We start from the raw sequence: 24385 nt of genomic DNA, 5'->3' as shown, positions 1-24385 counted from the left end.
GTCCGGCCGCGTGCACATGGTCGGCGTGGGTAAAGATGGGTGCCATGACCGAAGCGCATTCCGGACGGGACGACGAGCAGGGCAACGATGGCATCCCCGGCACCGTGGTGGTGGTCGGGCCGGACGGCCGCCCGGTCGGCACGGTGCAGACCGACGAGGAGGGCAAGGGCGAGGACCCGACCCGCCTGGTCGAGCAGCCGGCCAAGGTGATGCGGATCGGCAGCATGATCAAGCAGCTGCTGGAGGAGGTGAAGGCGGCGCCGCTGGACGACGCCAGCCGGAACCGGATGCGGGAGATCCACGAGCGCTCGATCGTCGAGCTGAAGGAGGGTCTCGCGCCCGAGCTGCGCGAGGAGCTGGAGCGGCTCTCGCTGCCGTTCACCGAGCGGCAGACGCCGAGCGAGGGCGAGCTGCGGATCGCGCACGCCCAGCTCGTGGGCTGGCTGGAGGGCCTGTTCCACGGCATCCAGGCCGCGCTGGTGGCCCAGCAGATGGCCGCCCGTGTCCAGCTGGAGCAGATGCGCTCGGGCCGTCAGGCGCTGCCCAGCGGCCCCGGCGGCGTGATCCCGGGCATGCCCGGGATGCCCGGCGCCGGCGAGGGCCACGCGCCCGGCCAGTACCTGTGACCCGCCGGCCGGGGCGCGTCACGCGCCCCGGCCGCTCAGTCCAGCTCGAAGACCTTCTCCAGGTACGCCGCCACGCCGTCCTCGGTGTTCGGCCCGGTGACCTCGTGCGCGATCTCCCGTACCGCCGGGTGGGCGTTGGCGACCGCCACCGCGCGTCCGGCCCAGGCCAGCATCGGCACGTCGTTGGGCATGTCGCCGAAGGCCAGCACGTCCCGCTCGCCGACGCCCAGCCGTTCCGCGTACCAGGCCAGGCCGGCCGCCTTCGTCACGCCGGCGGCCGAGATCTCGATCAGCCCGCTGTACGACGAGTGGGTCGCCTCGGCCAGCCCCTCCAGCGCGCCCGCCACCACCTGCACGAAGACGTCCGGGTCCTGCTCAGCGGCGCGGGCCAGCAGCTTCACCGCGGGTGCGGCCAGCAGTTCCTCGGGCGACTCGACGGCCCGGATGGCGTCGAGGTCGGCGTCCCAGCGCAGCGGGTAGTGCGCCTCGTGCCGCATCTGTCGGCTGTCCACGATCTCCACCGCGAGACTGACCCCGGGCACCTCGGCCCGTAGTCGCCGGGCCACCTCCGCCAGCAGTTCCGGGGCGAGCGGGTCGGCCCGCAGCACCTGGTCGGTGACCGGGTCGTACACCACCGCGCCGTTCGCGCAGATCGCCGGCAGCGGCGCGGCGAGCTGCTCGTACACCATTTGGAGCCAGCGGATCGGACGGCCGGTGACCAGGACCACCGGCGTGCCGGCGGCGGCGATGCGGGCCAGCACGCCGGCGGTACGCGGGCTGAGCGTCCGGTCGTCGCGCAGCAGCGTGCCGTCGATGTCGGAGGCGACGAGCCGAGGTGGATCTTCCATCACCGGGACAGTAGTCGGTCCAGGTAGACGGCCACCCCGTCGTCGTCGTTGCGCAAGGTGATCTCGTCCGCCGCGGCGCGTACCTCCGGGTGGGCGTTCGCCACCGCCACCCGCGCCCACCCGGCCCAGTCGAACATCGGCAGGTCGTTCGGCTGGTCGCCGAAGACCAGCACGTCGGCCGGGTCGACGCCGAGCCGCTCGGCGATCACGCTCAGGCCGCTGGCCTTGTCGGTGCGGGGCGGGCAGATCTCGATGAAGCCGAGCCCGGCCTGGGTGAGCGTGGCCACCTCCGGCGGCACGATCGCCCGGGCGGCGGCCAGCAGCTCGTCCACGTGGTGGTCGGCGGTACGCGCGAACGCCTTGATCACGTCGCAGGACAGGCACTCCATCCGGCTGCGCGCCTCGAACCGGTCCGGGTAGGGCCAGCTCGGGTGGTAGTCGCCCCACAGCGGCGCGTCGTGCTCGTCCGACGCCTCGACCATCACGGTGAGCGGGCCGGCCGCCGCCTCCAGGTCGGTGAGGATCCGGGCCAGCACCTCGCCGGGCAGCCGCTCGTCGCGCAGCACCAGCGGCCCGTCGGGGTCGCTCTGGTCCACCACCCGGCCGCCACCGGCCATCACCAGGAAGTCGGCGGCCCGGATGTCGTTACGGGTCAGCTCGGTCAGGCGCGGTCCGCGGCCGGTCGCGCCGACCACCGGAATCCCGGCGGACCGCACCCGGTCCAGCACCCGGTGGGTGTACGCGGAGACGGTCTCGTCGCTGCGGACGAGCGTGCCGTCGAGGTCGGTGGCGATCAGCTTGGGCAGTCCCGGGCGGGTCATGGTTCCTCCTTCGCCCGCGCCGTCACGCCGGCCGACCAGGTCTTCGGTGCCGCGACCACGGGACGGCGGGCAGCAACCGTATCTCGCGGAACGGGCGGCAACCACGGCTTTCCGGCGAATCGGAGGCGAAGCCGCGGTGGCCGACGTATGCGGCGTCAGCGGGACCGGTCGGGGTCCGCGAACGGCACCGTGGGCTGCACCGTCAGGTCCGCGGGGGCCGGCGGCAGGTCGTCCGTGGCGGCGCGTCCCCGCCAGGCGGGCCGGTCGTCCGGGTGGTCGTGGTCCGGTTCCTCGTCGGCGGGCGTGTCCCCGGCGCTCCGGCCGGCCAGGTGCAGCGCGGCGGCCAGCAGCGCCACGGCGAGGAACGCGGTGACCAGGCCGCGCCCGTGCTCCACGTCGAGGCGCTGGTCCCCGACGAAGAATAGGATGCGCCGGGCCAGCTGCTCGAGGGAGGCGGCGGTCGCGACCAGCACGCCGAGCACGCCCGCCGACAGGCCCAGCCCGGCGAGCGCGGCGTGCCGACGGACCGCCGGGGCGCCGCGCAGCGCCAGAGCCAGCGCCACGGACAGCCCGAGCAGGCCCACCAGGTACGCCACCCCGAACCCGCCGATCTCGGAGATGCCACTGGTCAGCCGGGTGGGCGCGTCGTCGTCCCGGGCCTCGGCCGGCACCGTGATGATCAGCCACTCGCCGATCAGCGAGGCGACAGCGGCCACCGTGGCGAGCCCGGCGAGCACTGTCGGCAGGCGGCGGTCCCGGCCCAGGGCGGCGAGCGAGCGTCCGGCCCGGCCGGGGGACTCCGGCTCGGCGTCACCCCACTCGACGACAGTGGTGTCGTCGTCCCGCACGGGGATTCGCTTCTCCTGGCGGGGGACGGGGAGATCCTGTGACATGGCCACCCTTCCCGTACGCGGGCCTGCGTCGAATCATGGCACAGCACACACCCGACGGCCCGGATCGTGGTCCACAGGTGCGGTGCGACGCGGCCCGCTTTCGCGTAGCGTCGTGCCATGCCTATCCGTACCGCATCCGCTCGCTGGCAGGGCAACCTCACCGAGGGGTCCGGCACCGTCCGCACCGGCAAGGGCGGCCTGTCCGGCAACTACTCCTTCAAGTCGCGCTTCGAGGAGGGCGAGGGCACCAACCCCGAGGAGCTGATCGGCGCCGCGCACGCCGGCTGCTTCTCGATGGCGCTGTCCAAGCAGCTCGCCGACGCCGGCGCCCAGGAAACGGCGGTGGAGACCACCGCCAAGGTGCACTTCGACAAGACCGACGCCGGCATGACAGTCACCCGGATCGACCTGGAGACCGTCGGTCAGGTTCCGGGCATCGACCAGGCCGAGTTCACCAAGCTGGCCGAGGCGGCCAAGGAGAACTGCCCGATCTCCCGGCTGCTGTCGCCGGGCGCGCAGATCACGCTGAACGCCCGCCTGGCCTGACCATCACGTACGGCACGGCGGGGGTGTCCTGCGGGCCGCCCTCGCCGTGTGACGTGCCGATTCTGGGGGAGTGACCGGGCCGCGTGGCCGTGGAGATGAGCCGGGACCGGTTCGAGGAACTGGTCGGCGAGGCACTCGACGAGGTGCCCGAGGAGCTGCTCGGGCTCATGAGCAACGTGGTCATCCTGGTCGAGGACGACCCGCCGCCGGGCGAGGACCTGCTCGGCCTGTACGAGGGGCACGCGCTCACCGATCGCGGCTGGGACTACTCCGGCGTGCTGCCCGACCGCATCCTGATCTACCGCAATCCGATCCTGGCGATCTGCGACACCGACGACGACGTCGTCGAGGAGGTCGCGGTGACCGTGGTGCACGAGATCGCCCACCATTTCGGCATCGACGACGAGCGTCTGCACGCCCTGGGCTGGGGCTGACCGGGTCCCCGCCCGGCTAATTCCGGCGGTTGCGCCGGTCCCCTAACCTCCGTGGTCAGGCACATTCTGACCCAGGAGGAAAACCCATGCGCAGCGCGCTGTTCTCCGCGGAGAACCTTGAGAAGGAGTCCCAGCAGCCGGGCATGCGGTTGCAGAACTCCAAGATGCTGAAGATCGAGCTGAACGGCGAGGCGATGGCCCGCGTCGGCTCGATGGTCGCCTACCAGGGCCAGGTGCAGTTCCAGGCCCTCGGCTCCGGCGGCATCGGCAAGTTCATCAAGCAGCGCCTCACCGGTGAGGGCGTGCCGCTGATGAAGGTCTCCGGGCGCGGCGACGTGTTCCTCGCCGACTTCGCCAAGGACGTGCACGTCATCGACCTGGAGCCGGGCGACGCGCTGTCCATCAACGGCTCCAGCGTGCTGGCCTTCGACTCGACCCTGCAGTACGACATCAAGATGGTCGGCGGCGCCGGTTTCGCGTCCTCCTCCGGCCTGTTCAACTGCGTGTTCACCGGGCACGGCCGGATCGCCATCACCACCAAGGGCACCCCGGTGGTGCTCAACGTGGACGCGCCGACGTACGTGGACCCGCAGGCGGCGGTCTGCTGGTCGGCGAACCTCCAGACCGGCTACCACCGCGCCGAGCAGCTCGGCCTCGGCACGCTGCTCGGCCGCAGCACCGGTGAGGCGTTCACGATGAGCTTCGCCGGTCAGGGTTTCGTCGTCGTCCAGCCCTCGGAGGAGCCTCCGGTGGCCGGCAGCGGCACCCAGCAGCAGGGCGGCGTGCTCGGCGGCCTGCTGCAGTGACCCTCCGGTGCCCGGGGCGCCCGCCGTGGTCGCCCCGGGCCGGTCAGCTCAGCTCGCCGGACCGCAGCCGGGCCACCCAGGCCGCCGCGTCGGCGTAGTCGAGGTCGGAGGGCCCGGTGGACGCCGCCGCCGACCGGTCACCCGCCGCCGCGTTCCAGCGGTGCCGGGGGTACGACCCCAGGAACCGCACGTCGGCGCAGACCCGGCGCAGCCCCTGCAACGCCTCGCCGAGGCGTACGTCGGCGACGTGCCCGGCACAGTCCAGGAAGAACACGTACCGGCCGAGCGCCTCACCGGTGGGGCGGGACTCGATGCGGGTCATGTTCACGCCCCGCACCGCCAGTTCCATGAGCACCGCCAGCAGCGCGCCCACCCGGTCGTGCGCGATGTAGACCGCCAGCGAGGTGAGGTCGTCACCGGTCGGCGGCGGAGGCGGCCCGGGGCGGGACACCAGCGCGAAGCGGGTCACCGCGTCCGGATGGTCGGCGATCTTGTCGGCGAGGACCGCCAGCCGGTGCCGGGTCGCGCCGATCGGGGCGCAGATGGCGGCGTCGTACTCGCCGCTCGCCGCGCCGGCCGCCGCGGCGCCGTTGGAGAGCACGTCGACAACCGTGGCGTCGGGCAGGTGCTCGCGCAGCCAGCCCCGGCACTGGGTGGACGCCTGCGGGTGGGCGGCCACGCCGCGCACGTCGGCGAGCGTGGTGCCGGGCCGGGCGGCGAGCACGAACTCCACCGGCAGGACGACCTCGCGGGTGATCACCAACGGGTCGCCCTCGGCCAGCTCGTCGAGCGTCACGCCGACGGCGCCGCCGATGGAGTTCTCCAGCGGCACCAGGGCCGCGTCCGCGTCGCCGGCGCGTACCGCGTCGAGCGCCTCGCCGACGCTACGCGCCGGTGTGCGCTCCCCGCGTTCGGCGGCGGGCACCGTTCGCAGGGCCTGTTCGGCGAAGGTGCCCTCGGGGCCCAGGTAGACGAAGCGGGTCGGCGGTGTTCCCGGCATGCCGACCAGCCTACGCACCCGGCGTGCCGTCGCAGGCCAGGGTACGGATGCCGGGCGGCGCGAGGGTCCGCACCTCGACGCCGCACACGTCCGTCCCGGCCGTCACCAGCGTCGGCGTGCCGCTGCCGCCCCGGGTGACGACCTGCAGCTCCTCGTGTCCGGTGACCGCCAGCACGGTGTACTGCCACCCTTCGGCGCAGAGCGGACCGGTGGCCACTGTGACCCGGACGTCGCGGGGCAGCACTCCGGCGGACCCGCGCAGCAGCGCGACGATCCGGTCGCCGGACGGCCGGCCCCGGCACGGCGTCGCCGTCACCGGCGTGGACGGGGAGAGCACGGGCGCGGACGGTGTGACAGGTGCCACCGTCGTGGCGCTCGGGGTGGGCGTGGCGGACGTCGACGGGACCGGCGCGGGCGTGGCGACGGCGGGCGGCGTGCGCAGCTCGGGCGGCGCGCCGCAGGCGGCGAGGGCGAGCACCGCCAGCAGCGCCAGTGGGCGGTGCCGGCAACCGGGGTGGGGGGTGCGGAGCACGGTGGGCGTCCTCGGCATCGAGGGATGTCGTCGTACGGCGGGGGCCGAGCCCATCGTAGGAGGAGGCCGGGCCCGGGTGGAAGCGTGCCGGTCAGACCGCGGAGAGGAAGGTGAGCGAGCCGGCCACCACGCCGTCGGTGAGCACCGGGGTGGAGATCGCGTCGACCGTGCGGCCGGCGTCGGAGTTGGGCCCCTGCACGCGGAGCAGACCCCGGGCGAGTCGCCCGGAGTGCAGCGCGAGCAGCGGCGGGATCTTGTCGGTCTCCTGCTCGGTCAGCTCGCTCGGGCTGGCCGTGAAGTCCACCAGGCGCAGGCCGCCCTCCAGCAGCGGCAGGCCGATCACGTCCCCCGGCGCGCCCAGGCAGAGCAGCGCGCAGCCGGACGAGGAGATCGCCACGACCGTGGTGCCGGCGTCGATCAGCAGGCACGGCTCGGCGGCTCGGGAGACCATGCCGGACCACTGCCCGAAGTTGTCGGACTCCTGCTCGGTGGAGCCCGCCGGGGGCGCGAACACGTCCGAGAGTGAGAGTTCGACGTGGGCCACCGCGCCTCCTATGTACACCGACGGTCTGTCCACGCTAGCCGGTCGGTGCGGCGGGAGCATCGGCTGCCGGGCGGCCGGCGACGACGCGGACCGACGGAACCAGTCGGGGGCGGAGCCGGGGGCCGCGTGGCGTCGCCGGAGACGTTACCGGCGGGCGGCCCGCTTGTCAGCGGCCGTTCGGCCCTCGTCGTACCACCGGTAGTCGGCGGTTGGACGGTACGTGCCGTTGAACCACGTCGACGGCGCCTGGGCCACGCGGGACAGCTTCTCGGCGGTGGCCGGGCTGATCCGGTTCCCGCCGGCCACGAGCAGGCGGTCCAGCTCCCGGTGGGTGGCCATGAGGCAGTCCTTCGGCAGCCCGTAGACGCTGATCACGCCGGAGCCGACGAACGTCAGCACCGGCGTGACCGGGATCGGCAGGCCGACCGCGTCGGAGAGGGCCTTGCTGGCCCGCTTGGCGTCCCGGCGCGCCTCCGCCACGTACGGCGGGCGCTTGCCGTTGATCTGCACGACGTCACCGGCGACGAGCACGCGCGCGCGGCCGTGGTCGGCGATGGTGACCGCGAACAGGCCGCTCGGGCCGATGGCCAGGAACCCGGCCCGGTCGTCGCGGACGCGGTCGAGCAGCATGTCGGCCGGGTCCGTCCGGGGCCACTCGATGACGTGCCAGGCGGGCCCGAGGTGGTCGAGCTGGCCGAGGGCGCGGGCCCCGGCGGCTTCCAACCGGCGGGCCCCCCGCTCCGCCCGGCGACGCCGGGCCCACTCCAGTGGAGTCGGTCGGGCCGGTTCGAGCACCGACGTGGGCTCGACCCGGGTGTGCGGCACCGTGCGGGGCGGCAGTGCCCTGCTCGGTACGGCTCGACGAGCGGGAAAGACAGTCATCGCGACCTCCGGCAAAAGGTCTCTCGAAGTTATGTCTCCACTACCCTACGTTGCGCCCCCGGGGGCTCGGCAAGCCGGGGCGCCGGAGTGAGTGTGGATGAATGCCATATTCATCCACGCTTCTTTTCCGAATGGTGCGCAAGCCTGCCCTAGGCTGCGGGGGTGACCCACTATGTGGACAGCGAAGTCGCCCGGCTCGGGACGGTGTTGCTGCACCGCCCGGGACCGGAACTCGCCCGCCTCACCCCACGCAACAACGACTCGTTGCTGTTCGACGCCATCCCGTGGGTGGGACGGGCGCAGGAGGAGCACGACGCGTTCGCGGCGGCGCTGCGGTCCCGCGGGGTCGAGGTGCTCTACCTGGCCGACCTTCTGGCCGAGACGCTCGCCGTGCCGGACGCCCGGGCCGAGCTGACCGATCAGGTGCTGCGGTCCCGCCGGCTCGGCCACACCCTGCGGCGCCGGGTCGCCGACCACCTGGCGTACCTGGACCCGGCCGGGCTGGCCGACGTGCTGATCGCCGGGCTCGCCCACGAGGAGTTGCGCATCGGCGGCGACCGCCCCGGCGGTCTCGTGTGGACCCTGATGGACCGGCACGACTTCGTCATCGATCCGCTGCCGAACCTGCTGTTCACCCGCGACTCGTCGGTGTGGATCGGGGACCGGGTCGGTGTCACCAGCCTGGCCATGCCGGCGCGGCGGCGGGAGACCACGCTCACCGACGCGATCTACCGCTACCACCCCCGGTTCGTCGGCACCGAGTTCGTCTACCACCCGCGGCTGGAGCATCTGGAGGGCGGCGACGTGCTGCTGCTCGCCCCGGGGGTGCTCGCCGTCGGCGTCGGTGAACGCACCACCCCGGCCGGCGCGGAGCGGCTGGCCCGGCAGGTGTTCGCCGCCGGCCTGGCGCACACCATCCTGGTGGTCCCGATCGCGCAGGAGCGCGCCACCATGCACCTGGACACGGTCTGCACGATGGTCGACACCGACGCCGTGCTGATGTACCCGAACATCGCCAACGAGCTGTCCGCGTACACGGTGATCGTCGGCGCGGACGGCGACGACCTGCGGGTCGACGGCCCGGCGCCGTTCCTGCGCGCCGCCGCCGACGCGATGGACCTCGATCAGCTCCGGGTGATCGACACCGGCCTCGACCCGGTCACCGCCGAACGCGAGCAGTGGGACGACGGCAACAACACGCTCGCGCTCGCGCCCCGGCTCTGCGTCGGGTACGAGCGCAACGTGGAGACCAACGCGCAACTGGAACGGGCCGGCATCGAGGTGATCGCGATCGCCGGATCGGAGCTGGGCTCCGGGCGCGGCGGCCCGCGCTGCATGTCCTGCCCGCTGGTGCGGGAGAAGGGCGGGGCCGCCTGACCGGAACGTCAGCGCAGCGTCAGCTGGCGGCCGAGCAGCCCCTGCCGCGACCGGCGGCCGGCCGCGTCCAGCGGCGCCTGCTCGGCGACCGCCTCGGCGTAACGCTTGGCGAACTCCGCCAGCGGCGCCTCCCACTCGGCGGCCGGGGTGTCCTCCGGCAGGTCCCAGACCGGCGCGAGACGCCCGTGTGCCCGGAACATGCCGGCGAACTTCGTGTCGTCGCCGAGCGTCAGCGCGCCGGCCGCGCCGAGCCGGGACAGCGCGTCCAGCGCGGCGTCCTCGTCCTCCGGCAGGACCATCCGCACGTGGGCCTTCTCCGGCACCTGGCACCAGTACGCGGCCCGCGCGGCGGCCAGCTTCACGGTCGGGTAGATGGCCGAGTTGGCCCGCTCCAGGGACGCCTGCACGTTCGGGTCGTCGGCGGCGCCCGGGTCGAGCCAGAAGTCGAACCCGTCGTGCATGGTGATCTCCAGCGGGCCGTCCACCAGGATGTCCTGGAGGCGGGGGCCGGGCCCGGGCAGCGGCGGCACGCTCACCTGGCCGCCCGGCTCGGTGCGCAGCGCGGAGATCAGCGCGTCGGCCAGGTCCCGGGAGACGTCGCCGGACTGCTGGTGCCGCTGCAGACCGATGAAGACGCGCCCGTCCGGCTTGGTCATCGCCGGGGCGGCCATCGGCAGCACGGTGGCCAGCGTGACCGGGCGGTCGCCGTACTCCTCGATCAGTTCCGGGGTGAGCCGCAGCGGCGCGGACGCGGCCGGGACCAGCTCACGCAGGGCGATCCACTCCGGCTCGTCGACCAGGCCCTCGAACGGCCGGGGCACGAAGACGTCGCGCACCTTCTCCCGCTTGGGGGTGCTCTCGCCGACCCGCTGGTTCTTCCGACGCTTGCTCATGGCGAGACAGCCTAGATGCCGGGCCGCGCGGGTGGGGGCAGGACCCGCCTGCCCGTGCGTTCAGCCGGCCGCGACCAGGCCCGGACGGTGCGCCGGGGCCGGATCGAACCGTGCCCAGACGCTCTGGCCCAGGCCGTCGCGCTCCACGCCCCAGCCGCTGGCGAGCCCGGCGACGATGTGCAGCCCGCGCCCGTCGGCGGCGTCCGGCGAGGCGGCCCGCATGCACGGGCCGGCGCCGGAACCACCGTCGGTGACCCGGAGCTGGATGCTCGGCCCCTCCTCGGTGACCCGCAGCCGCCAGGCCACCCGGACCACGCCGCCGGGCAGCGCGTCGGCGTGCCGGACCGCGTTGCCGACCAGTTCGGCGAGGACCGCGACCAGGTCGGCCAGCAGAATCGGGGGTACGACGCCGGTCAGCTCGTCGGCGAGCCGGTGCCGGGCCAGACGCGCGCCGGTCGGGTCGTGGGGCACCACCACACACCACGACCGTTCGGGCGGACCAGTCGACACGTCGTTCCTTCCCCGTCTGCGAGCGCCGGGTCAACCCCGCGGCAGCCGCACCTCTGCGACCGTACCGCCACCGGCTCTGGGCCGGAGGGATACCCATCCATTCTGCTGTTCAACGATCTGGCGGACGAGATAGAGACCGAGTCCCGCGCCCGGATACCGCCGGCGGTCACCGGACTCGCCCTGCCAGAACCGGTCGAAGGCCCGCTCCACGTGTTCCGGGCGGATGCCGATGCCCCGGTCGGCCACCCGGAACGAGACGGTCCGCTCGTTCGCCTCGGCGGTGACCTCGATCGGGGTGTCCGGCAGTGAGTACTTCCCGGCGTTCGTGCCCAGCTCGGTGAGCACTGTGGCGAGGCTGTGCCGGTCGCCGAGCGCCTTGGGCAGGTCGGCCGGCAGGTCGAGCACGACCCGGTGCCGGATGTCGGCCGGCAGGTCCGTCGCCGCCGCGCGCAGCGCGTCGACCAGGTCGAACGGCGCGGCCGGTTCCCCGCCGGGACGGTTCTCGGTGGCGGCGGTCAGCAGCCTGTCGACCAGGCGGGCCAGCTCGTTCGCGCGCTGGCCGATGATCCGCGCGGCCTGCCGGCGGTCGTCGTCGCTCAGCGAGTCCCAGTGGTCGGTGAGGGTGTCCGCGTACCCCTTGATCACGGTGACCGGGGTCCGCAGCTCGTGGCTGGTCACCGCCACGAAGAGATCGCGGTCGTGGTCGCGCCGCTGCTGGTCGGTGACGTCGCGGAAGGTGACCACGCGCAGCGCGTTCGGGCCGGGCAGCTCGCCGGAGGTGATCCGCAGCCAGCGCCCGTCCGGCATCCGGTGGTCGAGCACCTGGCCCGGCGGCGGCAGCGGGAACGGCAGCGGGCGGCTCAGCGCCTCCTCCGCCGGACGGCCGGTCACCTGGACCGCCGCCGGGTTCCAGAGCCGGATCCGCCCGTCGCGGTCCACCACGGCCAGCCCGTCGGCGAGCGCCGCCACGACCGGGCCGTCCCCGTGCACCGGCAGGCCGGTCTGGTCGCCGTACATGTGCGCGACGCACGCGGCCACGTAGCCGATCACGGCGCGTTGCGCGGCATCCGGCGGCTCGCCCAGCGGGTAGAGCGCGTGCAGGCTGCCGACGGTGAGACCGCCGATCTCGGCACGCGCCACGATCATCCGGCTGAGCCCCCGGCCGGCCACCTCGTCGGCGAGCGCGCCCGGGATCGCGTCGACCCGGACCTCCCGCACCGGCGGCCCGGCGAGCAGGCAGACGGTGGCCGGGTCGGTGGCGGGCAGCGGTCGGCCGAGCACGAACTCGGCGCGGCCGGTCGCCGCGATCACCCGTCCGCCGGCCGGGGTGAACTCCACGAAGACCAGACCGGCCGCGCCCACCGCCGGTCCGACCTCGTGGAGCAGGCGGTTGAGCACTGCGGGACCGGACTCGCCCGCGTTGATCATGTTGATCACAGTCGTGTGGCCGGCGATGAGGGCGGGGTAGTCGGTTCGCTCCGGCATGTCCCGAGTGTGCCGCGCGGCAGCCCTCCCGGACACCCCCGGCCGGTCGACCGTGGCCGATACCGATCGACCGGACTCACCGGCCCAACCGGGCCAGCGCACGGGCCGGCCGGTCCGTGATCACCCCGTCCACGCCGGCTTCCAGCACGAGTTCCAGATCCTCCGGCTCATTGACGGTCCACACGTACACCGAGTGGCCGGCCGCGCGCAGCGAGGGAACCAGGCGCGGGCGGGCCCGGACCAGGTCCACGCCGGGACCGGCGATCCGGACGCCGAACGGCAGCCGGCCCAGCGGCAGCAGCCGCGGCAGCACCTCCAGCAGCAGCACCGTGGGCAGCGCCGGGGCGAGTTCCCGCATCCGGCGTACGGCCAGCGGCGAGAACGACATCACAGTCACCTGGACCCGGTGGCCCGGGCGGGGCTCGTCCAGCCCGTACCGGCGCAGCAGCGTGACCAGGCGGCGCTCGACCTCGCCCCGGTAACGCGAGGGGTGCTTGGTCTCGATCAGCAGCCGGACCGGCCGCCCGGCGTCGAGCACCGCGTCGAGCAGCCGCTCCAGCGTGAGCAGCCGGGTGTGCGACTCGTCCAGCGGCTCGTCGTCCTCGGCGAGCGTCGCGGCCCGGTGCCAGGAGCCGAAGTCGAGCGCGTCCAGTTCGGCGAGCGTACGCGCGCTGACCAGCCCGTGCCCGTTGCTGGTGCGGTCCAGCCGGCGGTCGTGCACGCAGACCAGGTGCCCGTCACGGGTCAGCCGGACGTCGCACTCCAGCCCGTCCGCGCCCTCCTCGATGGCACGGAGGTAGGCCGCGAGCGTGTGCTCCGGCAGGTCGTACGAGGCGCCGCGGTGGGCGAAGACCAGGGGGACGGTCATGACCGCCTCAGGCGACCCGGCCCGGCTGCCCGTCGTCGGTGACCACCGGGCGGCCGGCGGCGGCCCAGTCGCCCATCCCGCCCTCGACGTTGCGCACCTGGTCCCAGCCGTTACGCAGCAGATAGCCGACGACCTGGGCGGAGCGGCCGCCGGAGCGGCAGATCACCGCCACGTCGCGGTCCTGCGGGATCTCGGCCAGCCGGGCGGGCAGCTCGGTCATCGGCAGGTGACGGGCGGCCGGCGCGTGGCCGGCGGCCCACTCGTCGTCCTCGCGGACGTCGAGCAGGTAGACGTCGTCGGGCACGGCCGACGCGGGGACGCTTGGTAGTGAGGCTCCGAACACGGTCACCAAGCCTAGCCGCCCGGACCGCTCACAGCCGGTTGACCCAGCGCGGATTCGCGCCGGCCCACTGCGGCATCCGGGTGTCGCGCAGCGCGGTGAACAGACCGCCGCCGCCGTTGTCCAGCACCACGTACGAGACGCCGTCGATGGTCTGCGGGTACGAGGGCACCTGGACGCCGCGCAGGGCGTCCGCCGGTAGCCCGCGCAACGCGAACAGCAGCTCGTCCAGGGGTACGCCGTTGGTGTCCACGGTCAGCGCTCCGCCGGCCGCGCGCAGCACCCGGTCGAGCTTCACCGGATCGGTGCGCAGGTGGGTCTCGCCCGCCCGGTCGAGCACCGCCCGGAGCATCTGCTGCTGGTGGCGCTGCCTGTCGTAGTCGCCGCCGGGCAGGTCGTAGCGCTGGCGGACGTAGTCGAGCGTCCGGGCGCCGTCCATCTGCTGGCAGCCGGCGTCGAACTGGTGCTTCGTGTGGATCGAGCGCACCGGCGTGTCCACGCACATCCGGATGCCGCCGAGTTCGTCGATCACCTGTTTGAAACCGGAAAAGTCGACGAGCGCGGCGCCGTCGAAGCGGATGCCGGTGAGCCGGGTCAGCGTGGTGCTGAGCAGCCGGGCGCCGCCCTCGCCCCCGCCGCCGTGCTCGTACGCGGCGTTGACCTTGTCCTGGCCGCCGGGGAAGCCGGGCGCCGCCGGGAGCGCCACCAGCAGGTCGCGCGGCACGGAGATCAGGTACGCCTGCCGCATGCCGGCCGGCACGTGCACGATCAGGATGCTGTCGGAGCGCTGGTCCTCGGGGTTCGCGCCGGGCCGGTGGTCCGAGCCGATCAGGAGGTAGTTGAGCGCGCCGTCCAGGTCTGTCCGCTTGTTCCGGGCGGCCGGGTCGAGCAGTTGCTCCTTGGCGACGGTGCGGTCGTAGCGGTGGGTGAGCCAGTTCAGCCCGGCCACGCCGAGCGTGGCGAGCAGGACCAGGACGAGTCCGGTGCCGAGCAGGAACCGGGCCCAGCGGGCGGGTGCGCCCCGCCCGCGTCGGTTCCGTGCTGGCCTGGACGTGACGATCCCCCCGTAGCCGCGACATGAGACCCGCTCACGTCAGGCTACGGGGGGATCGGCCGACCGATGGCGCTTTCGCGCAGGTCAGCAGGTCATTTGCGGGTGGAGAGGACGTCCGGGTTGCTCACCACGAAGTCGGCCAGCTTGTCGTTCTTGACCGCCTGGAACATGTCCATGGTCGTCTCGTTGAACGTCTCCCGGCCGTTGCTGTTGCCGGCGAACGTGCCGCCGTTGGTCCGCAGGGTGACCAGGTCGTTCCCGTTGAGGTTCTTGAGCGTGAAGATGAAGTCCGCGATCGGCACGCCGCCGGTGTCCAGGACGAACGCCTTGCCGGCGGCCTTCATCAGCGAGTTCAGCTTGATCGGGTTGGTCAGCATGCCGCCCTCGGTGGCCTTCTTGGCCATCGCCTTGATCAGCTGCTGCTGGTTCTGCTGCCGGTCGTAGTCGCTGTTCGGCAGGCCGTAGCGCTGGCGGGAGTAGTCGAGCGCCTCCCAGCCCTGCATCTCCCGGCAGCCCTTCTTGTGCACCACCGCCTTGTACGGCTTGCCGGTCTTCTTCGCGTCGGCGTTCCACATCGGCTTGCCGTCGACGTACGACATGTGGTGCGACTTGACCTCGTGGCTCACGCAGATGCGTACCGAGCCGAGCGCGTCGATCACGCTCTTGAAGCCGCCGAAGTTGATGATCGCGGCGCCGTCGAAGCCGATTCCGGTCATCGACTTGATCGTCTTGGCCATCAGCTGCGCGCCGCCCTCCCAGCCGCCGCCGTTCTGGGCGCCGTGGAAGAAGGCCGCGTTGATCTTGTCGGTGCCGCCCTTGTAGCCGCTCTTCTCGAACGCCGGAATACGCGCCTCGGTGTCCCGGGGGATCGAGATCAGGTACGCCTGGTCGTGGCTGGCCGGGATGTGCAGGATGATGATCGTGTCCGACCGGACGTCGTCGGCGGCCCAGCGCTCGCGGGCGTCCACCCCGAGCAGCAGCATGTCGATCGGGCCCTCGAGGCTGTTGCCGCCTTCGGCCTCGCTCTTGCCCGCGCCGCCGAGCAGGTTGCGCTGGGCGATGTTGTCGGTGGCCTGGCCGATGACCGCCTTGCTGCCGACGATGGCGACGCCACTGGTCACCATCAGCACGGCGCCGAGCACCAGCGTGAGCTTCGCCCAGAGCGGGTCCTTGCGCTTGGTGCGCTTCTTCTTGCCACCGCCGGGACCGCGACCGCCGGAACCGGGCTGTGTGGGGATGACCGGAGGGACCCGCCCGGATGATCCGGGTGCCGGTGACTGCGGGCGACGGCTGGTCTGGACCGACATGCGTGCTCCAGCTCGGTGATCGGGGGCGGGACCACTTTACGTATCTGTTCCCGTTCTCGCGACCTCGTAGGGCGGCAATTCCCATCAATACCGGCCCACATCTTCGGGTTGTGGCCGAACGGGCAGGGGTAAGGAGCCGGTCGGCGGTTGGCCTCCGTGGTGGCGAGGCCCTAGCGCTCGTTCCCGGTCATGCCGTGCCGACGTCAGCCGCCCGCGTTGTCGCCCGAACCCTTCTGGTTGGCCTGCATCCACTCGGCCATCCGGTCCGCGGCGATCGCCTTGTACATCGCCAGCGCCTTCTCCCGGTCGGAGACCACCACCGACTGGCCGTCGATGGTCTGGCCACCCAGGTGCGGGCTGGTGACGAACGTCAGGTTCTCGCCCCGCAGGCTGCGGAACTGCACTGCCATGTCGGTCAACGAGAATCCCTGGTCGACCGTGACGGCGGCGGTCACCGCCTTGAGGAAGTCGTTCAGCTTCTTCGGGTTCGTGAGCGTTCCGCTGCTTGCCGCCTTGTCCATCAGCGCCTTCAGGAATTCCTGCTGGTGCCGCATCCGGGCGAAGTCGCCGTCCGGGAACTGCTTGCGCTGCCGGACCCAGTCCAGCGCCTCGGCGCCGTTCATGTGGTTCACGCCCTTGGTGAACGTCCGGTACGGCTTGTGGATCGACGTGATGGTCCGCTCCACCTTCAGGTCGACCCCGCCCAGGGCGTCGGTGACCTCCTTGAAGCCGCCGAAGTCGATGGCCATCACGTGGTCGATCCGTACGTCGGTGAAGCACTCCACGGTCTTCACCGCGAGCGGCAGGCCGCCGAACGCGAACGCCGCGTTGATCTTGTTGCGGGAGCCGGAGTCGCAGGACGCGCCCGCGCTCTCCGGAATCGGCACGTACAGGTCACGCGGCACCGAGACCAGGTAGGCGCGCTTGTGGTCGGCCGGGATGTGCATGACGATCACGGTGTCCGCGCGCCACTTGCCGGAGCCGTCGACCGGGGCGTCCGGATCCCGCGAGTCGCTGCCCACGAGCAGGATGTTGAACGCGCCGTCGACCTGCTTGGCCGGGCGTCCGCCGGTGATCCCGGCGAACGGGTCCGTGCGGGCCAGGTCGTCGTCGAGATTACGGGCGTAGAACCAGGCGCCGAGGCCGCCGAGCAGCGCCAGCACCAGCACCGCGACGCCGGCCACCAGGCCGATGCGTCCCCAGCGCGGTCGAGGGCCGCGCCGGCCCGGACCGCCCGGACCGCCGTCGCCCGGGCCGCCGGGTCCGGTCGGCCCCACCGGACCGCCGGTACGCCCCGAGCGGGGCGCCTCGTCGTGCGGGGGATACCAGCGGGCATCCGAGGTGCGGGCGCGCCCGGTGGCGCCCCGGCCGGAGCCGGGAACCGAAGCGCGGCCCGCGTCCCGGTTCAGGGGGTGCGGGAACGGAGAGCCGGCAGACGAGGTCGCTGACATGTAACCGAGGGTAGGTCGGCCGGGCCACCGACGCCCTCGTACGCGCGCCGATGTCAGCCGCGTCCCGGGCGGGTTCAGTACCCGAGCCGCCCGCGGAAGTACTCGATCGTGCGCCGGAGTCCGTCTTCGGGCGTGACGCTCGGCTCATATCCGAGCAGTTCGCGGGCGAGGGTCAGGTCCGGGCGGCGCATCTCCGGGTCGTCCGAAGCGCGAGTGATGTAGCTCACCTCGGACGTGCTTCCGGTGAGTGACACGATCGTCTCGGCCAGTTGCCGCATCGACATCTCGTGCTCGGTGCCGCAGTTGATCGGACCGGTCTGCGTCGAGTCGAGCAGCAGCAGGATGCCGCGCACCAGGTCGTCGACGTAGCAGATCGAGCGGGTCTGGTTGCCGGTGCCGTGCACGGTGATCGGCTCGCCGCGCAGCGCCTGGGAGATGAACGTCGGGATGGCCCGGCCGTCGTCCGGACGCATCCGCGGGCCGTACGTGTTGAAGATCCGCACGATCGCGGTGTCGGTGCCCCGGCTGCGGTGGTAGGCCATGGTGGCCGCCTCGGAGAAGCGCTTCGCCTCGTCGTAGACGCTCCGGATGCCGATCGGGTTGACGTTGCCCCAGTACGTCTCCCGCTGCGGGTGCTCCTTCGGGTCGCCGTACGCCTCAGAGGTGGAGGCCATCAGGAACCGCGCGCCGTCGTCGGTGGCCCGCTCCAGCAGCGCCAGCGTGGCCACCGAGCCCACCCGGAGGATCTCCACCGGCAGCTTCTCGAAGTCGGTGGGACTGGCCGGGGACGCCATGTGCAGGATCGCGTCGAACCGCTCGGTCATCGCCGGGTGGTGCGGCAGGCCGTCGGAGATGTCCGCCTCGACCAGCGTGAAGGTCGGCTTGTCCAGCAGGTGGGCCACGTTCTCCTTGGACCCGGTGACGAAGTTGTCCAGCACCACTACCGTGCAGCCGCGCTCGACGAGCCGGTCGACCAGGTGGGACGGGACGAAACCGGCGCCGCCGGTGACCAGGATGCGGTGTCCGCTACCGAAGCGGGGAGCGACCTTCATGGCGGTCAGCCTATACACGCGAGGCGGGGCCCCCGCGTACGGCAGGGGCCCCGCTCGACGTGCCGATCAGTGCGCGCCGGCTCCGGTGAGCGAGCGCACCTCCAGCTCCGCGTACTTCTCCTCGTCGCTCTCCTTGGACAGGATCGTGCCGAGCCAGCCGCACAGGAAGCCGAACGGGATCGAGATGATGCCCGGGTTCGACAGCGGGAACCAGTGCCAGTCGTGGTCGGGGAACATCGCCGTCGGCGCGCCGGAGACGACCGGCGAGAAGAAGACGAGCAGCACGGCGGAGAGCAGGCCGCCGTAGATCGCCCAGACCGCGCCCGAGGTGTTGAACCGCTTCCAGAACAGGCTGTAGAGGATCGCCGGCAGGTTGCCCGAGGCGGCCACCGCGAACGCCAGCGCGACCAGGAACGCTACGTTCAGGTTCTGCGCGAAGATGGACAGGACGATCGAGACCGCGCCGATCACCAGCGCGGAGATCCGGGCGACGTTCACCTCCTGCCGTTCCGACGCCTCACCCTTCTTCACCACGTTGGCGTAGAAGTCGTGCGCCAGGCTGGACGACGACGCCAACGTCAACCCGGCGACCACGGCGAGGATCGTGGCGAACGCGACCGCCGCGATGATCGCCAGCAGTGTCGCCCCGCCCAGGTTCCCGCCGAGGAAGTCCACGCCGAGCGCCTCGGCCAGCTGTGGCGCGGCCGTGTTGCCGGCCTTGTCCTGCTCGGTGATCGCCTGCCCGCCGACGATCGCCGCCGCGCCGAAGCCGAGGGCCAGGGTGAGCAGGTAGAACGCACCGATGATGCCGATCGCCCAGAGCACGCTCTTGCGGGCCGCCCGCGCGGTCGGCACGGTGTAGAAGCGGATCAGGATGTGCGGCAGGCCGGCCGTGCCGAGGACCAGCGCGATGCCCAGCGAGAGCAGGTCCATCTTGCTGTAGAACGTCTTCAGCGCGTCGCCGGGTGTCTCCACTCCGTAGCGCAGCCCGGGTTCGAGGAACGCCGCTCCCTTGCCCGAGGCGCTGGCCGCGTCGCCGAGCAGCGAGGACAGGTTGAACTTGTACTTGGCGAGCACCAGCAGCGTCATCACCAGCGCGCCGCCCATGAGCAGGAACGCCTTGACGATCTGCACGTACGTCGTGCCCTTCATGCCGCCGACCGTCACGTAGATGATCATCAGGGCGCCGACCATGATGATCGTGGCGACCTTGGCGGTGTCGGCGTCCATGCCGAGGAAGGTGGTGCCCGGCTTGATGCCGAGCAGCAGCGCGACGAGCGCGCCGGCGCCGACCATCTGGGCCAGCAGGTAGAAGATCGACACGGTGATGGTGGAGACCGCCGCCGCGGTCCGGACCGGCCGCTGCCGCATCCGGAACGCCAGCACGTCCGCCATCGTGTACCGGCCGGAGTTGCGCAGCAGTTCCGCCACCAGCAGCAACGCCACCAGCCAGGCGACCAGGAAGCCGATCGAGTAGAGGAAGCCGTCGTAGCCGTAGAGCGCGATGATGCCGGCGATGCCCAGGAAGGACGCCGCCGACATGTAGTCGCCGCCGATCGCCATGCCGTTCTGGAAACCGGAGAACGACCGGCCGCCGGCGTAGAAGTCGGTGGCGGTCTTGGTCTGCCGGCTGGCCCATACGGTGATCGCCAGCGTGATCGCCACGAAGACCAGGAACAGCGTGATGGTGAGGTTCCGGGCGGTGGTGCTGCCCGCCTCAGCCGCGAGGACCGTGTTCATGGGTCACCTCCCCGATCTCGTCGCGGATCCGGTCGGCGACCGGGTCGATCCGGCGGTTGGCGAACCGGGAGTAGAGCCAGGCGATGACGAACGTGGAGACGAACTGGAGCAGGCCGAAGACCAGGGCGACGTTGATGTTGCCGATCAGCTTCGTGCCCATGAATCCCCGCGCGTACGCGGAGAGGATGACGTAGAGCGCGTACCACAGGAAGAACGCGACGGTCATCGGGAAGATGAAGCCGCGCAGCGCGCGCCGCAACCCGGCGAACTCGTCGGACCGCTGGACGGCGAGGTACCGTTCCGCCGCCGACTCGGCGGGCGCGGACGCGGGTGTGTCCGTGGACATCTGTGGATCACCACCTTCGCAGGCGTGGGGGGAGTTTCGCGCACGGTAGAGAGCGCGCTCCCCGCCCGGGAAGGCTCCGCCGCCCGGCGGCGAACGGCTGCGCCGAACGGCGCCCCGGCTGCGCCGAGTGACCCACGTCACTCCGCTAACCGGTCACCCCGACCGCCGGGTGGGTCAGTCGGTCAGCTCGCGGTAGCGGCCGCGGTAGTGCAGCAGGGGGAGGGTGTCCCGGGGCAGGTCCACCGATTCGATAGTGGCCTCGACCAGCAGGCCCCAGCCGTACTCGCGGGCGGTGTCGAGCCGGCACCCCGCCCACCCGCCGGCGTCCGCCGGCACCGGCCCGTACGGCGTCTCGGTCCAGGCGTCCAGCGCGAACAGGCCGCCGGGCGACGGGAACAGGCCGGCGAAGCGGTCGGCGAGCTGCCGGTGCTGCGGGCCCAGCGGGGCCACCGCGAACCGCCCCGCCTCCTCGATGGCCGCCCACAGGTCCGACTCCGCGTCGACCAGGCCGAGTAGCCGGTCCGGCTCGCCCTCGGCGACCAGCGTGGACGAGACGGTCAGCCCGGCCGGGCCGGGCGCGGTCCAGAGCGTCACCGGGGCCGCCAGCCGACCGCGCAGCCGCCGTACCGGCGAGCGTTGCCCGGCCGGCGCCGCGAACGGGTCGGTGGAATGGATCTGCGCGCCCGGCTCTGGATTCACGTGAAACATTGTGCCGCCCGCTGCCGGGCGGGGTTCGACGCAACGCCATACCCTGCCGGGCATGAGTCTCATCCCCCCGCAGCAACTCGCCCAGGAACGGGTCGTCGCCGCCGACGCCGTCCTCGGCGGTCAGGTCGACCTGCGTGCCTATCCACACCGGCACCTGCTGGTCCGGGCGAACAACACCTGGGGCCGCCGGGCGTTCCAGCCGCTGATGGAAGCGGTCGAGCACCTGTCCAACTACGGCTGGGAGCTGGTCACCATGACGAGCGTCGGCGACGGCCACCACGTCTACGCGGCGATGCGCCGCACCGCGTAACCGGGATCAGCCGTCGGCGAGCAGGCGGCGGGCGGCGGCCAGCACCTCCGGGTCCGCGCATCCGGCCGCGTACCCGGCGATCCGGCGGCGGATGTCGCGCCCGAGCAGCCACACCCCGATCCGCTCGGCCACCGGGCGCAGGAACGCCGGGCGGCAGCGGAAGTTGTATCGCCAGGTCGCGATCGTGGTGCCGGCCTCGGGGCCGGGCGCGAAGCGCCAGCCGCCGCCGAACCGCTCGAAGAACCACGGCCCGCGCACCATCTTCATGCCGACGTTCGTCGGCGGTGACCAGGAGACGTACTCGCTGACCATGACCAGGCCGTGCCGGGAGCGGGTGTACGTGCGCACGCCCCGGCCGGGCGCCGTCGCGCCGTCGACGAAGTGCTGCTCACGGACGAACGGATCCCAGCGGTAGCGGACCGGCGCGACCGTCTGGGAGACCGCGAACGCCAGCTCCGGCGGGATCGGGACCGTGGTGACCGCCTCGACGACCGGCATCAGCGCCTCGGCGTGACGGTGGCCAGCAGCTCCGGCTGCCGGCGGTCCAGTGTGTCCCCGGCGAGGTACGCGCCGAGCAGCGCCGCGCCCACCCCGTACGCCAGTCCGATCGGCAGCGCCAGCCACAGCCACACGTCGCCGAGCAGCGCGGCGGCCACCACGAACGGCACCGCCACCACCGCGGAGGCGACCATGGAAACCAGCGTGAGCAGGCCCTTGGTGAACCCCGCGCCGCTGTTCATGGCGAACGGGTTGCTCGACTCGGGCAGCGAGTAGGCGCCGAGCACCGACACGAACCCGTTGATCGCCAGCCCGCAGCCGTACGCGGCGGCCAACGCGCCACCCATCACGCCGAGCCATGCGGGACGCCCCAGGAAGAGCGCCAGCGCGACCGCGATCACGACGAGCATCGGCACCACGTAGATCGAGAACGCGGTCATCCGGGCCCGCAGCTCCACCCGCCCGGGCACCCCGGCGACCAGGTTCGCGGCGTACGAGCTGCCGTCGAAGCCGAACTGGTTGGCCAGCGTCAGCGACGCGAGCACCCCGACGAAGATCATGGAAAGGCTGACCAGCGCCGGTGAGGAGTCGCCGCCACCGAACTCCGCCCCGCCCTCGGTGGAGAACGAGACGCCGCCGAGGTTGACCATCACCGGTACGAACACACCGACCACGGCGACCGTGATGAGGTTGGCCCGCCGCCGCGCGTCCCGCCACCAGTAGCGGCACTCGCGGGCGACGAGCGCCCCGAACCGGTCCCGCCGCGCCCAGCCCACCGCGCGGGGGAACAACTGCGTGACCGCGCCGCCGGCCACGCCGCGCGGCGCGCGCGAAGGGCCGGCGCTCGCCGCGCCCACCATCGCCGACTCCAGCGACCGCGACCACCAGAACAGGAGTACGCCGAGCGTCGCGACCGCGATCAGCAGCTTCGCGACCGCCGCGCCGGCCCGGCCCTCGGCCACGTCGACGCCGACCGTCCACGGCGCGCCGAACGGCGTCCAGCCGACCACCCGGGCCACCCCGTCCAGCCGGTCCCAGTCGGTCTGCTGCACCGCGGCGAGCACCAGCAACTGCAACGGCCCGAGCAGGGCGGCCAGGACGGCGAGCAGCACCGCCGCCAGGTCGCGTACCCGGCGGGACCGCAGCATCGTGGCGAACGCGCTGGTCAGCGCGCGGGCCCCGGCCAGGCAGACCAGCAGCCCGGCGACCACGCCGAGCGCGCCGACCACTGCGGCTGACCAGCCGCCCAGCAGCCCGGCGGTGACCACCAGACCGGCCGCGGTGAGCGCCGTCGCCAGCGCGGGCACGCTCACCAGGGCGGCGGCGAGCAGGCCGGTGACCAGGGTGCGGCGGGACAACGGCAGCAGCGCGAACCGGGCCGGGTCGAGCGTCTCGTCCACGCCGAAGAAGACGAGCGGCAGGAGCAGCCAGCCGAGCGTGAGCAGACCACCGCCGAAGGCGGCCACCATCAGGGCGTACCGGGGCTCGTCGGCCAGGCCCGGCGTGGCGAGCAGGAAGAACCCGACGGCGGCGAACCAGAGCCCGAGCAGCAGGCCCAGCACGAACAGCGCGATCCGCCACTTCTGGCCCCGGAAGTTGTTGCCGAGCACCCGCAGCTTGAGCCGGACGAAGTGCCGGGACGACACGCGCCGGGCCGGCCGCTCGGGGGCGGTCACCGGGACAGCCACGACAGCTCCTCCCCGGTGGCGGTCCGGCCGCCCACGACCTCCACGAAGACGTCCTCCAGCGACCGGTCGCCGCGCACCTCGGTGAGCGTGCCGACCCGCTTGATCCGGCCCTCGGCCAGGATCGCCACGTGCGAGCAGAGCCGCTCGACCACCTCCATCACGTGACTGGAGAAGATCACCGTGCCGCCGCCGCTGACGTACCGGTGCAGGATGTCCCGGATCAGCGCGGCCGAGACCGGGTCGACCGCCTCGAACGGCTCGTCCAGCACCAGCAGGCGCGGGCCGTGCAGCAACGCGCAGGCCAGGCCGATCTTCTTCTTCATGCCGGCCGAGTAGTCGACGACGAGCGTGCGCCCGGCGTCGGAGAGCGCCAGCACGTCGAGCAGCTCCGCCGCCCGCTGGTCGACCACCGCCGGGTCCATGCCGCGCAACAGACCGTGGTACGCGAGCAGCTCCGCCCCGCTCAGCCGGTCGAAGAGGCGTACGCCGTCCGGCATCACGCCGAGCAGGCTCTTGGCGCGTACCGGGTCGGCCCAGACGTCGTACCCGAGCACCCGCGCCTCACCGGCGTCGGGCCGCAGCAGGCCGACGGCCATGGAGAGCGTGGTGGTCTTGCCGGCCCCGTTCGGTCCGAGCAGGCCGTAGAACGAGCCGGTCGGCACGGCGAGGTCGACGCCCGCCACCGCGATCTTGGTGTCGAAGCGCTTGGCCAGGCCACGAAGGGAGAGCGCGGGGTGCTGGTCGGTCATGGTCTGACCGTATCGGTCCCCGCCCAACGGCTGCTCGGACGGCAGGATGATCTCGCCTCATCCCTGAGAGGTACGAG

General features: G+C 72.6%; 28 protein-coding genes. 6 read left to right on the top strand and 22 right to left on the bottom strand.

Features of this window, described 5'->3' with window-relative positions:
• Positions 1-35 precede the first annotated feature (35 nt).
• Positions 36-626: a bacterial proteasome activator family protein gene (locus tag HA073_RS16105; RefSeq protein ID WP_043327723.1), complete on the top strand. Its 591-nt coding sequence runs from the start codon at positions 36-38 to the stop codon at positions 624-626.
• A gap of 35 nt (positions 627-661) precedes the next feature.
• Here the strand turns inward: HA073_RS16105 and HA073_RS16100 are convergent, their stop codons facing one another.
• From HA073_RS16100 to HA073_RS16090, 3 genes are all read right to left on the bottom strand, one after another.
• Entirely contained in the window at positions 662-1474 is an 813-nt protein-coding gene (locus tag HA073_RS16100; protein ID WP_166456778.1) for an HAD family hydrolase, read from the bottom strand.
• Entirely contained in the window at positions 1474-2295 is an 822-nt protein-coding gene (locus tag HA073_RS16095; protein WP_166456777.1) for an HAD family hydrolase, read from the bottom strand. The genes HA073_RS16100 and HA073_RS16095 overlap by 1 nt, the downstream gene beginning before the upstream one ends.
• 155 nt (positions 2296-2450) lie before the next feature.
• Positions 2451-3143, bottom strand: coding sequence for a hypothetical protein (locus tag HA073_RS16090; RefSeq protein WP_158629859.1), 693 nt, complete (start codon positions 3141-3143; stop codon positions 2451-2453).
• A gap of 162 nt (positions 3144-3305) precedes the next feature.
• Here HA073_RS16090 and HA073_RS16085 point away from each other — a divergent pair, with 162 nt between their 5' ends.
• From HA073_RS16085 to HA073_RS16075, 3 genes are all read left to right on the top strand, one after another.
• Positions 3306-3734: an OsmC family protein gene (locus HA073_RS16085; RefSeq protein ID WP_013289315.1), complete on the top strand. Its 429-nt coding sequence runs from the start codon at positions 3306-3308 to the stop codon at positions 3732-3734.
• 89 nt (positions 3735-3823) lie between these two features.
• Entirely contained in the window at positions 3824-4168 is a 345-nt protein-coding gene (locus HA073_RS16080) for a metallopeptidase family protein (RefSeq protein WP_176722904.1), read from the top strand.
• A gap of 86 nt (positions 4169-4254) precedes the next feature.
• Positions 4255-4974 carry an AIM24 family protein gene (locus HA073_RS16075; protein ID WP_043327727.1) on the top strand — a complete coding sequence of 240 codons (720 nt, stop codon included), beginning with the start codon at positions 4255-4257 and terminating at the stop codon, positions 4972-4974.
• Between the two features lie 43 nt (positions 4975-5017).
• Here the strand turns inward: HA073_RS16075 and pheA are convergent, their stop codons facing one another.
• The 4 genes from pheA to HA073_RS16055 form a co-directional block, all read right to left on the bottom strand.
• Complete coding sequence (pheA, locus tag HA073_RS16070; protein ID WP_043327728.1) at positions 5018-5974, bottom strand: prephenate dehydratase; 957 nt, start codon at positions 5972-5974, stop codon at positions 5018-5020.
• A 10-nt stretch (positions 5975-5984) separates the two neighbouring features.
• Positions 5985-6524: a hypothetical protein gene (locus HA073_RS16065; RefSeq protein WP_166456776.1), complete on the bottom strand. Its 540-nt coding sequence runs from the start codon at positions 6522-6524 to the stop codon at positions 5985-5987.
• Between the two features lie 73 nt (positions 6525-6597).
• Positions 6598-7050, bottom strand: coding sequence for a hypothetical protein (locus tag HA073_RS16060; RefSeq protein ID WP_030499431.1), 453 nt, complete (start codon positions 7048-7050; stop codon positions 6598-6600).
• Positions 7051-7194: 144 nt separating this feature from the next.
• Positions 7195-7932 (bottom strand): hypothetical protein, encoded by a 738-nt coding sequence (locus HA073_RS16055; protein WP_043330823.1) that lies wholly within the window; start codon positions 7930-7932, stop codon positions 7195-7197.
• A 162-nt stretch (positions 7933-8094) separates the two neighbouring features.
• Between HA073_RS16055 and HA073_RS16050 the strand changes: the two genes are divergently transcribed.
• Positions 8095-9309, top strand: coding sequence for an arginine deiminase (locus tag HA073_RS16050; RefSeq protein ID WP_043327730.1), 1215 nt, complete (start codon positions 8095-8097; stop codon positions 9307-9309).
• Positions 9310-9317: 8 nt separating this feature from the next.
• On the opposite strand, the gene HA073_RS16045 is transcribed toward HA073_RS16050, so the two are convergent.
• From HA073_RS16045 to HA073_RS15990, 12 genes are all read right to left on the bottom strand, one after another.
• Positions 9318-10202, bottom strand: coding sequence for a DUF5926 family protein (locus HA073_RS16045; RefSeq protein WP_166456775.1), 885 nt, complete (start codon positions 10200-10202; stop codon positions 9318-9320).
• A gap of 60 nt (positions 10203-10262) precedes the next feature.
• Positions 10263-10679 carry an ATP-binding protein gene (locus HA073_RS16040; RefSeq protein WP_176722903.1) on the bottom strand — a complete coding sequence of 139 codons (417 nt, stop codon included), beginning with the start codon at positions 10677-10679 and terminating at the stop codon, positions 10263-10265.
• Between the two features lie 63 nt (positions 10680-10742).
• Complete coding sequence (locus HA073_RS16035) at positions 10743-12197, bottom strand: ATP-binding protein (protein ID WP_043327733.1); 1455 nt, start codon at positions 12195-12197, stop codon at positions 10743-10745.
• A gap of 76 nt (positions 12198-12273) precedes the next feature.
• Entirely contained in the window at positions 12274-13065 is a 792-nt protein-coding gene (locus HA073_RS16030; RefSeq protein WP_166456774.1) for a glycerophosphodiester phosphodiesterase family protein, read from the bottom strand.
• Positions 13066-13072: 7 nt separating this feature from the next.
• Positions 13073-13408, bottom strand: a complete 336-nt coding sequence (locus tag HA073_RS16025; protein ID WP_030499424.1) for a rhodanese-like domain-containing protein — start codon at positions 13406-13408, stop codon at positions 13073-13075.
• A 28-nt stretch (positions 13409-13436) separates the two neighbouring features.
• On the bottom strand, positions 13437-14354 hold the full coding sequence (locus HA073_RS16020) for an LCP family protein (RefSeq protein WP_233607736.1): 918 nt from the start codon (positions 14352-14354) through the stop codon (positions 13437-13439).
• Positions 14355-14551: 197 nt separating this feature from the next.
• Positions 14552-15766, bottom strand: a complete 1215-nt coding sequence (locus tag HA073_RS16015; protein ID WP_043327735.1) for an LCP family protein — start codon at positions 15764-15766, stop codon at positions 14552-14554.
• A 203-nt stretch (positions 15767-15969) separates the two neighbouring features.
• Positions 15970-17217 (bottom strand): LCP family protein, encoded by a 1248-nt coding sequence (locus HA073_RS16010; RefSeq protein WP_043327736.1) that lies wholly within the window; start codon positions 17215-17217, stop codon positions 15970-15972.
• Between the two features lie 74 nt (positions 17218-17291).
• Positions 17292-18269 carry an NAD-dependent epimerase/dehydratase family protein gene (locus HA073_RS16005; RefSeq protein ID WP_043327737.1) on the bottom strand — a complete coding sequence of 326 codons (978 nt, stop codon included), beginning with the start codon at positions 18267-18269 and terminating at the stop codon, positions 17292-17294.
• Between the two features lie 66 nt (positions 18270-18335).
• Positions 18336-20009 carry a cation acetate symporter gene (locus HA073_RS16000; protein WP_043327738.1) on the bottom strand — a complete coding sequence of 558 codons (1674 nt, stop codon included), beginning with the start codon at positions 20007-20009 and terminating at the stop codon, positions 18336-18338.
• Positions 19987-20355 carry a DUF485 domain-containing protein gene (locus tag HA073_RS15995; protein WP_030499418.1) on the bottom strand — a complete coding sequence of 123 codons (369 nt, stop codon included), beginning with the start codon at positions 20353-20355 and terminating at the stop codon, positions 19987-19989. Before HA073_RS15995 ends, HA073_RS16000 begins: the two co-directional genes overlap by 23 nt.
• A gap of 174 nt (positions 20356-20529) precedes the next feature.
• Entirely contained in the window at positions 20530-21126 is a 597-nt protein-coding gene (locus HA073_RS15990) for a flavin reductase family protein (RefSeq protein WP_374102394.1), read from the bottom strand.
• On the opposite strand from HA073_RS15990, the gene HA073_RS15985 reads away from it, so the two are divergent.
• Positions 21116-21373, top strand: coding sequence for a hypothetical protein (locus HA073_RS15985; protein ID WP_043327741.1), 258 nt, complete (start codon positions 21116-21118; stop codon positions 21371-21373). The genes HA073_RS15990 and HA073_RS15985 overlap by 11 nt on opposite strands.
• 6 nt (positions 21374-21379) lie before the next feature.
• On the opposite strand, the gene HA073_RS15980 is transcribed toward HA073_RS15985, so the two are convergent.
• The 3 genes from HA073_RS15980 to HA073_RS15970 are packed head-to-tail and all read right to left on the bottom strand — an operon-like array spanning position 21380 to position 24308.
• A complete protein-coding gene (locus HA073_RS15980) occupies positions 21380-21871 on the bottom strand; it encodes an SRPBCC family protein (RefSeq protein ID WP_043327742.1) in 492 nt (163 codons plus the stop codon).
• Positions 21871-23559, bottom strand: coding sequence for a hypothetical protein (locus HA073_RS15975; protein WP_064448093.1), 1689 nt, complete (start codon positions 23557-23559; stop codon positions 21871-21873). Before HA073_RS15975 ends, HA073_RS15980 begins: the two co-directional genes overlap by 1 nt.
• Positions 23544-24308 (bottom strand): ABC transporter ATP-binding protein, encoded by a 765-nt coding sequence (locus HA073_RS15970; protein ID WP_043327744.1) that lies wholly within the window; start codon positions 24306-24308, stop codon positions 23544-23546. Before HA073_RS15970 ends, HA073_RS15975 begins: the two co-directional genes overlap by 16 nt.
• Positions 24309-24385: the final 77 nt, after the last annotated feature.

This window comes from Micromonospora sp. CMU55-4, from assembly GCF_011602315.1.
Taxonomy (GTDB): Bacteria; Actinomycetota; Actinomycetes; order Mycobacteriales; family Micromonosporaceae; genus Micromonospora; species Micromonospora chalcea.
The sequence above is the reverse complement of the archived record's forward strand: the minus strand, read 5'-3'. Positions and strand labels throughout refer to the sequence as shown.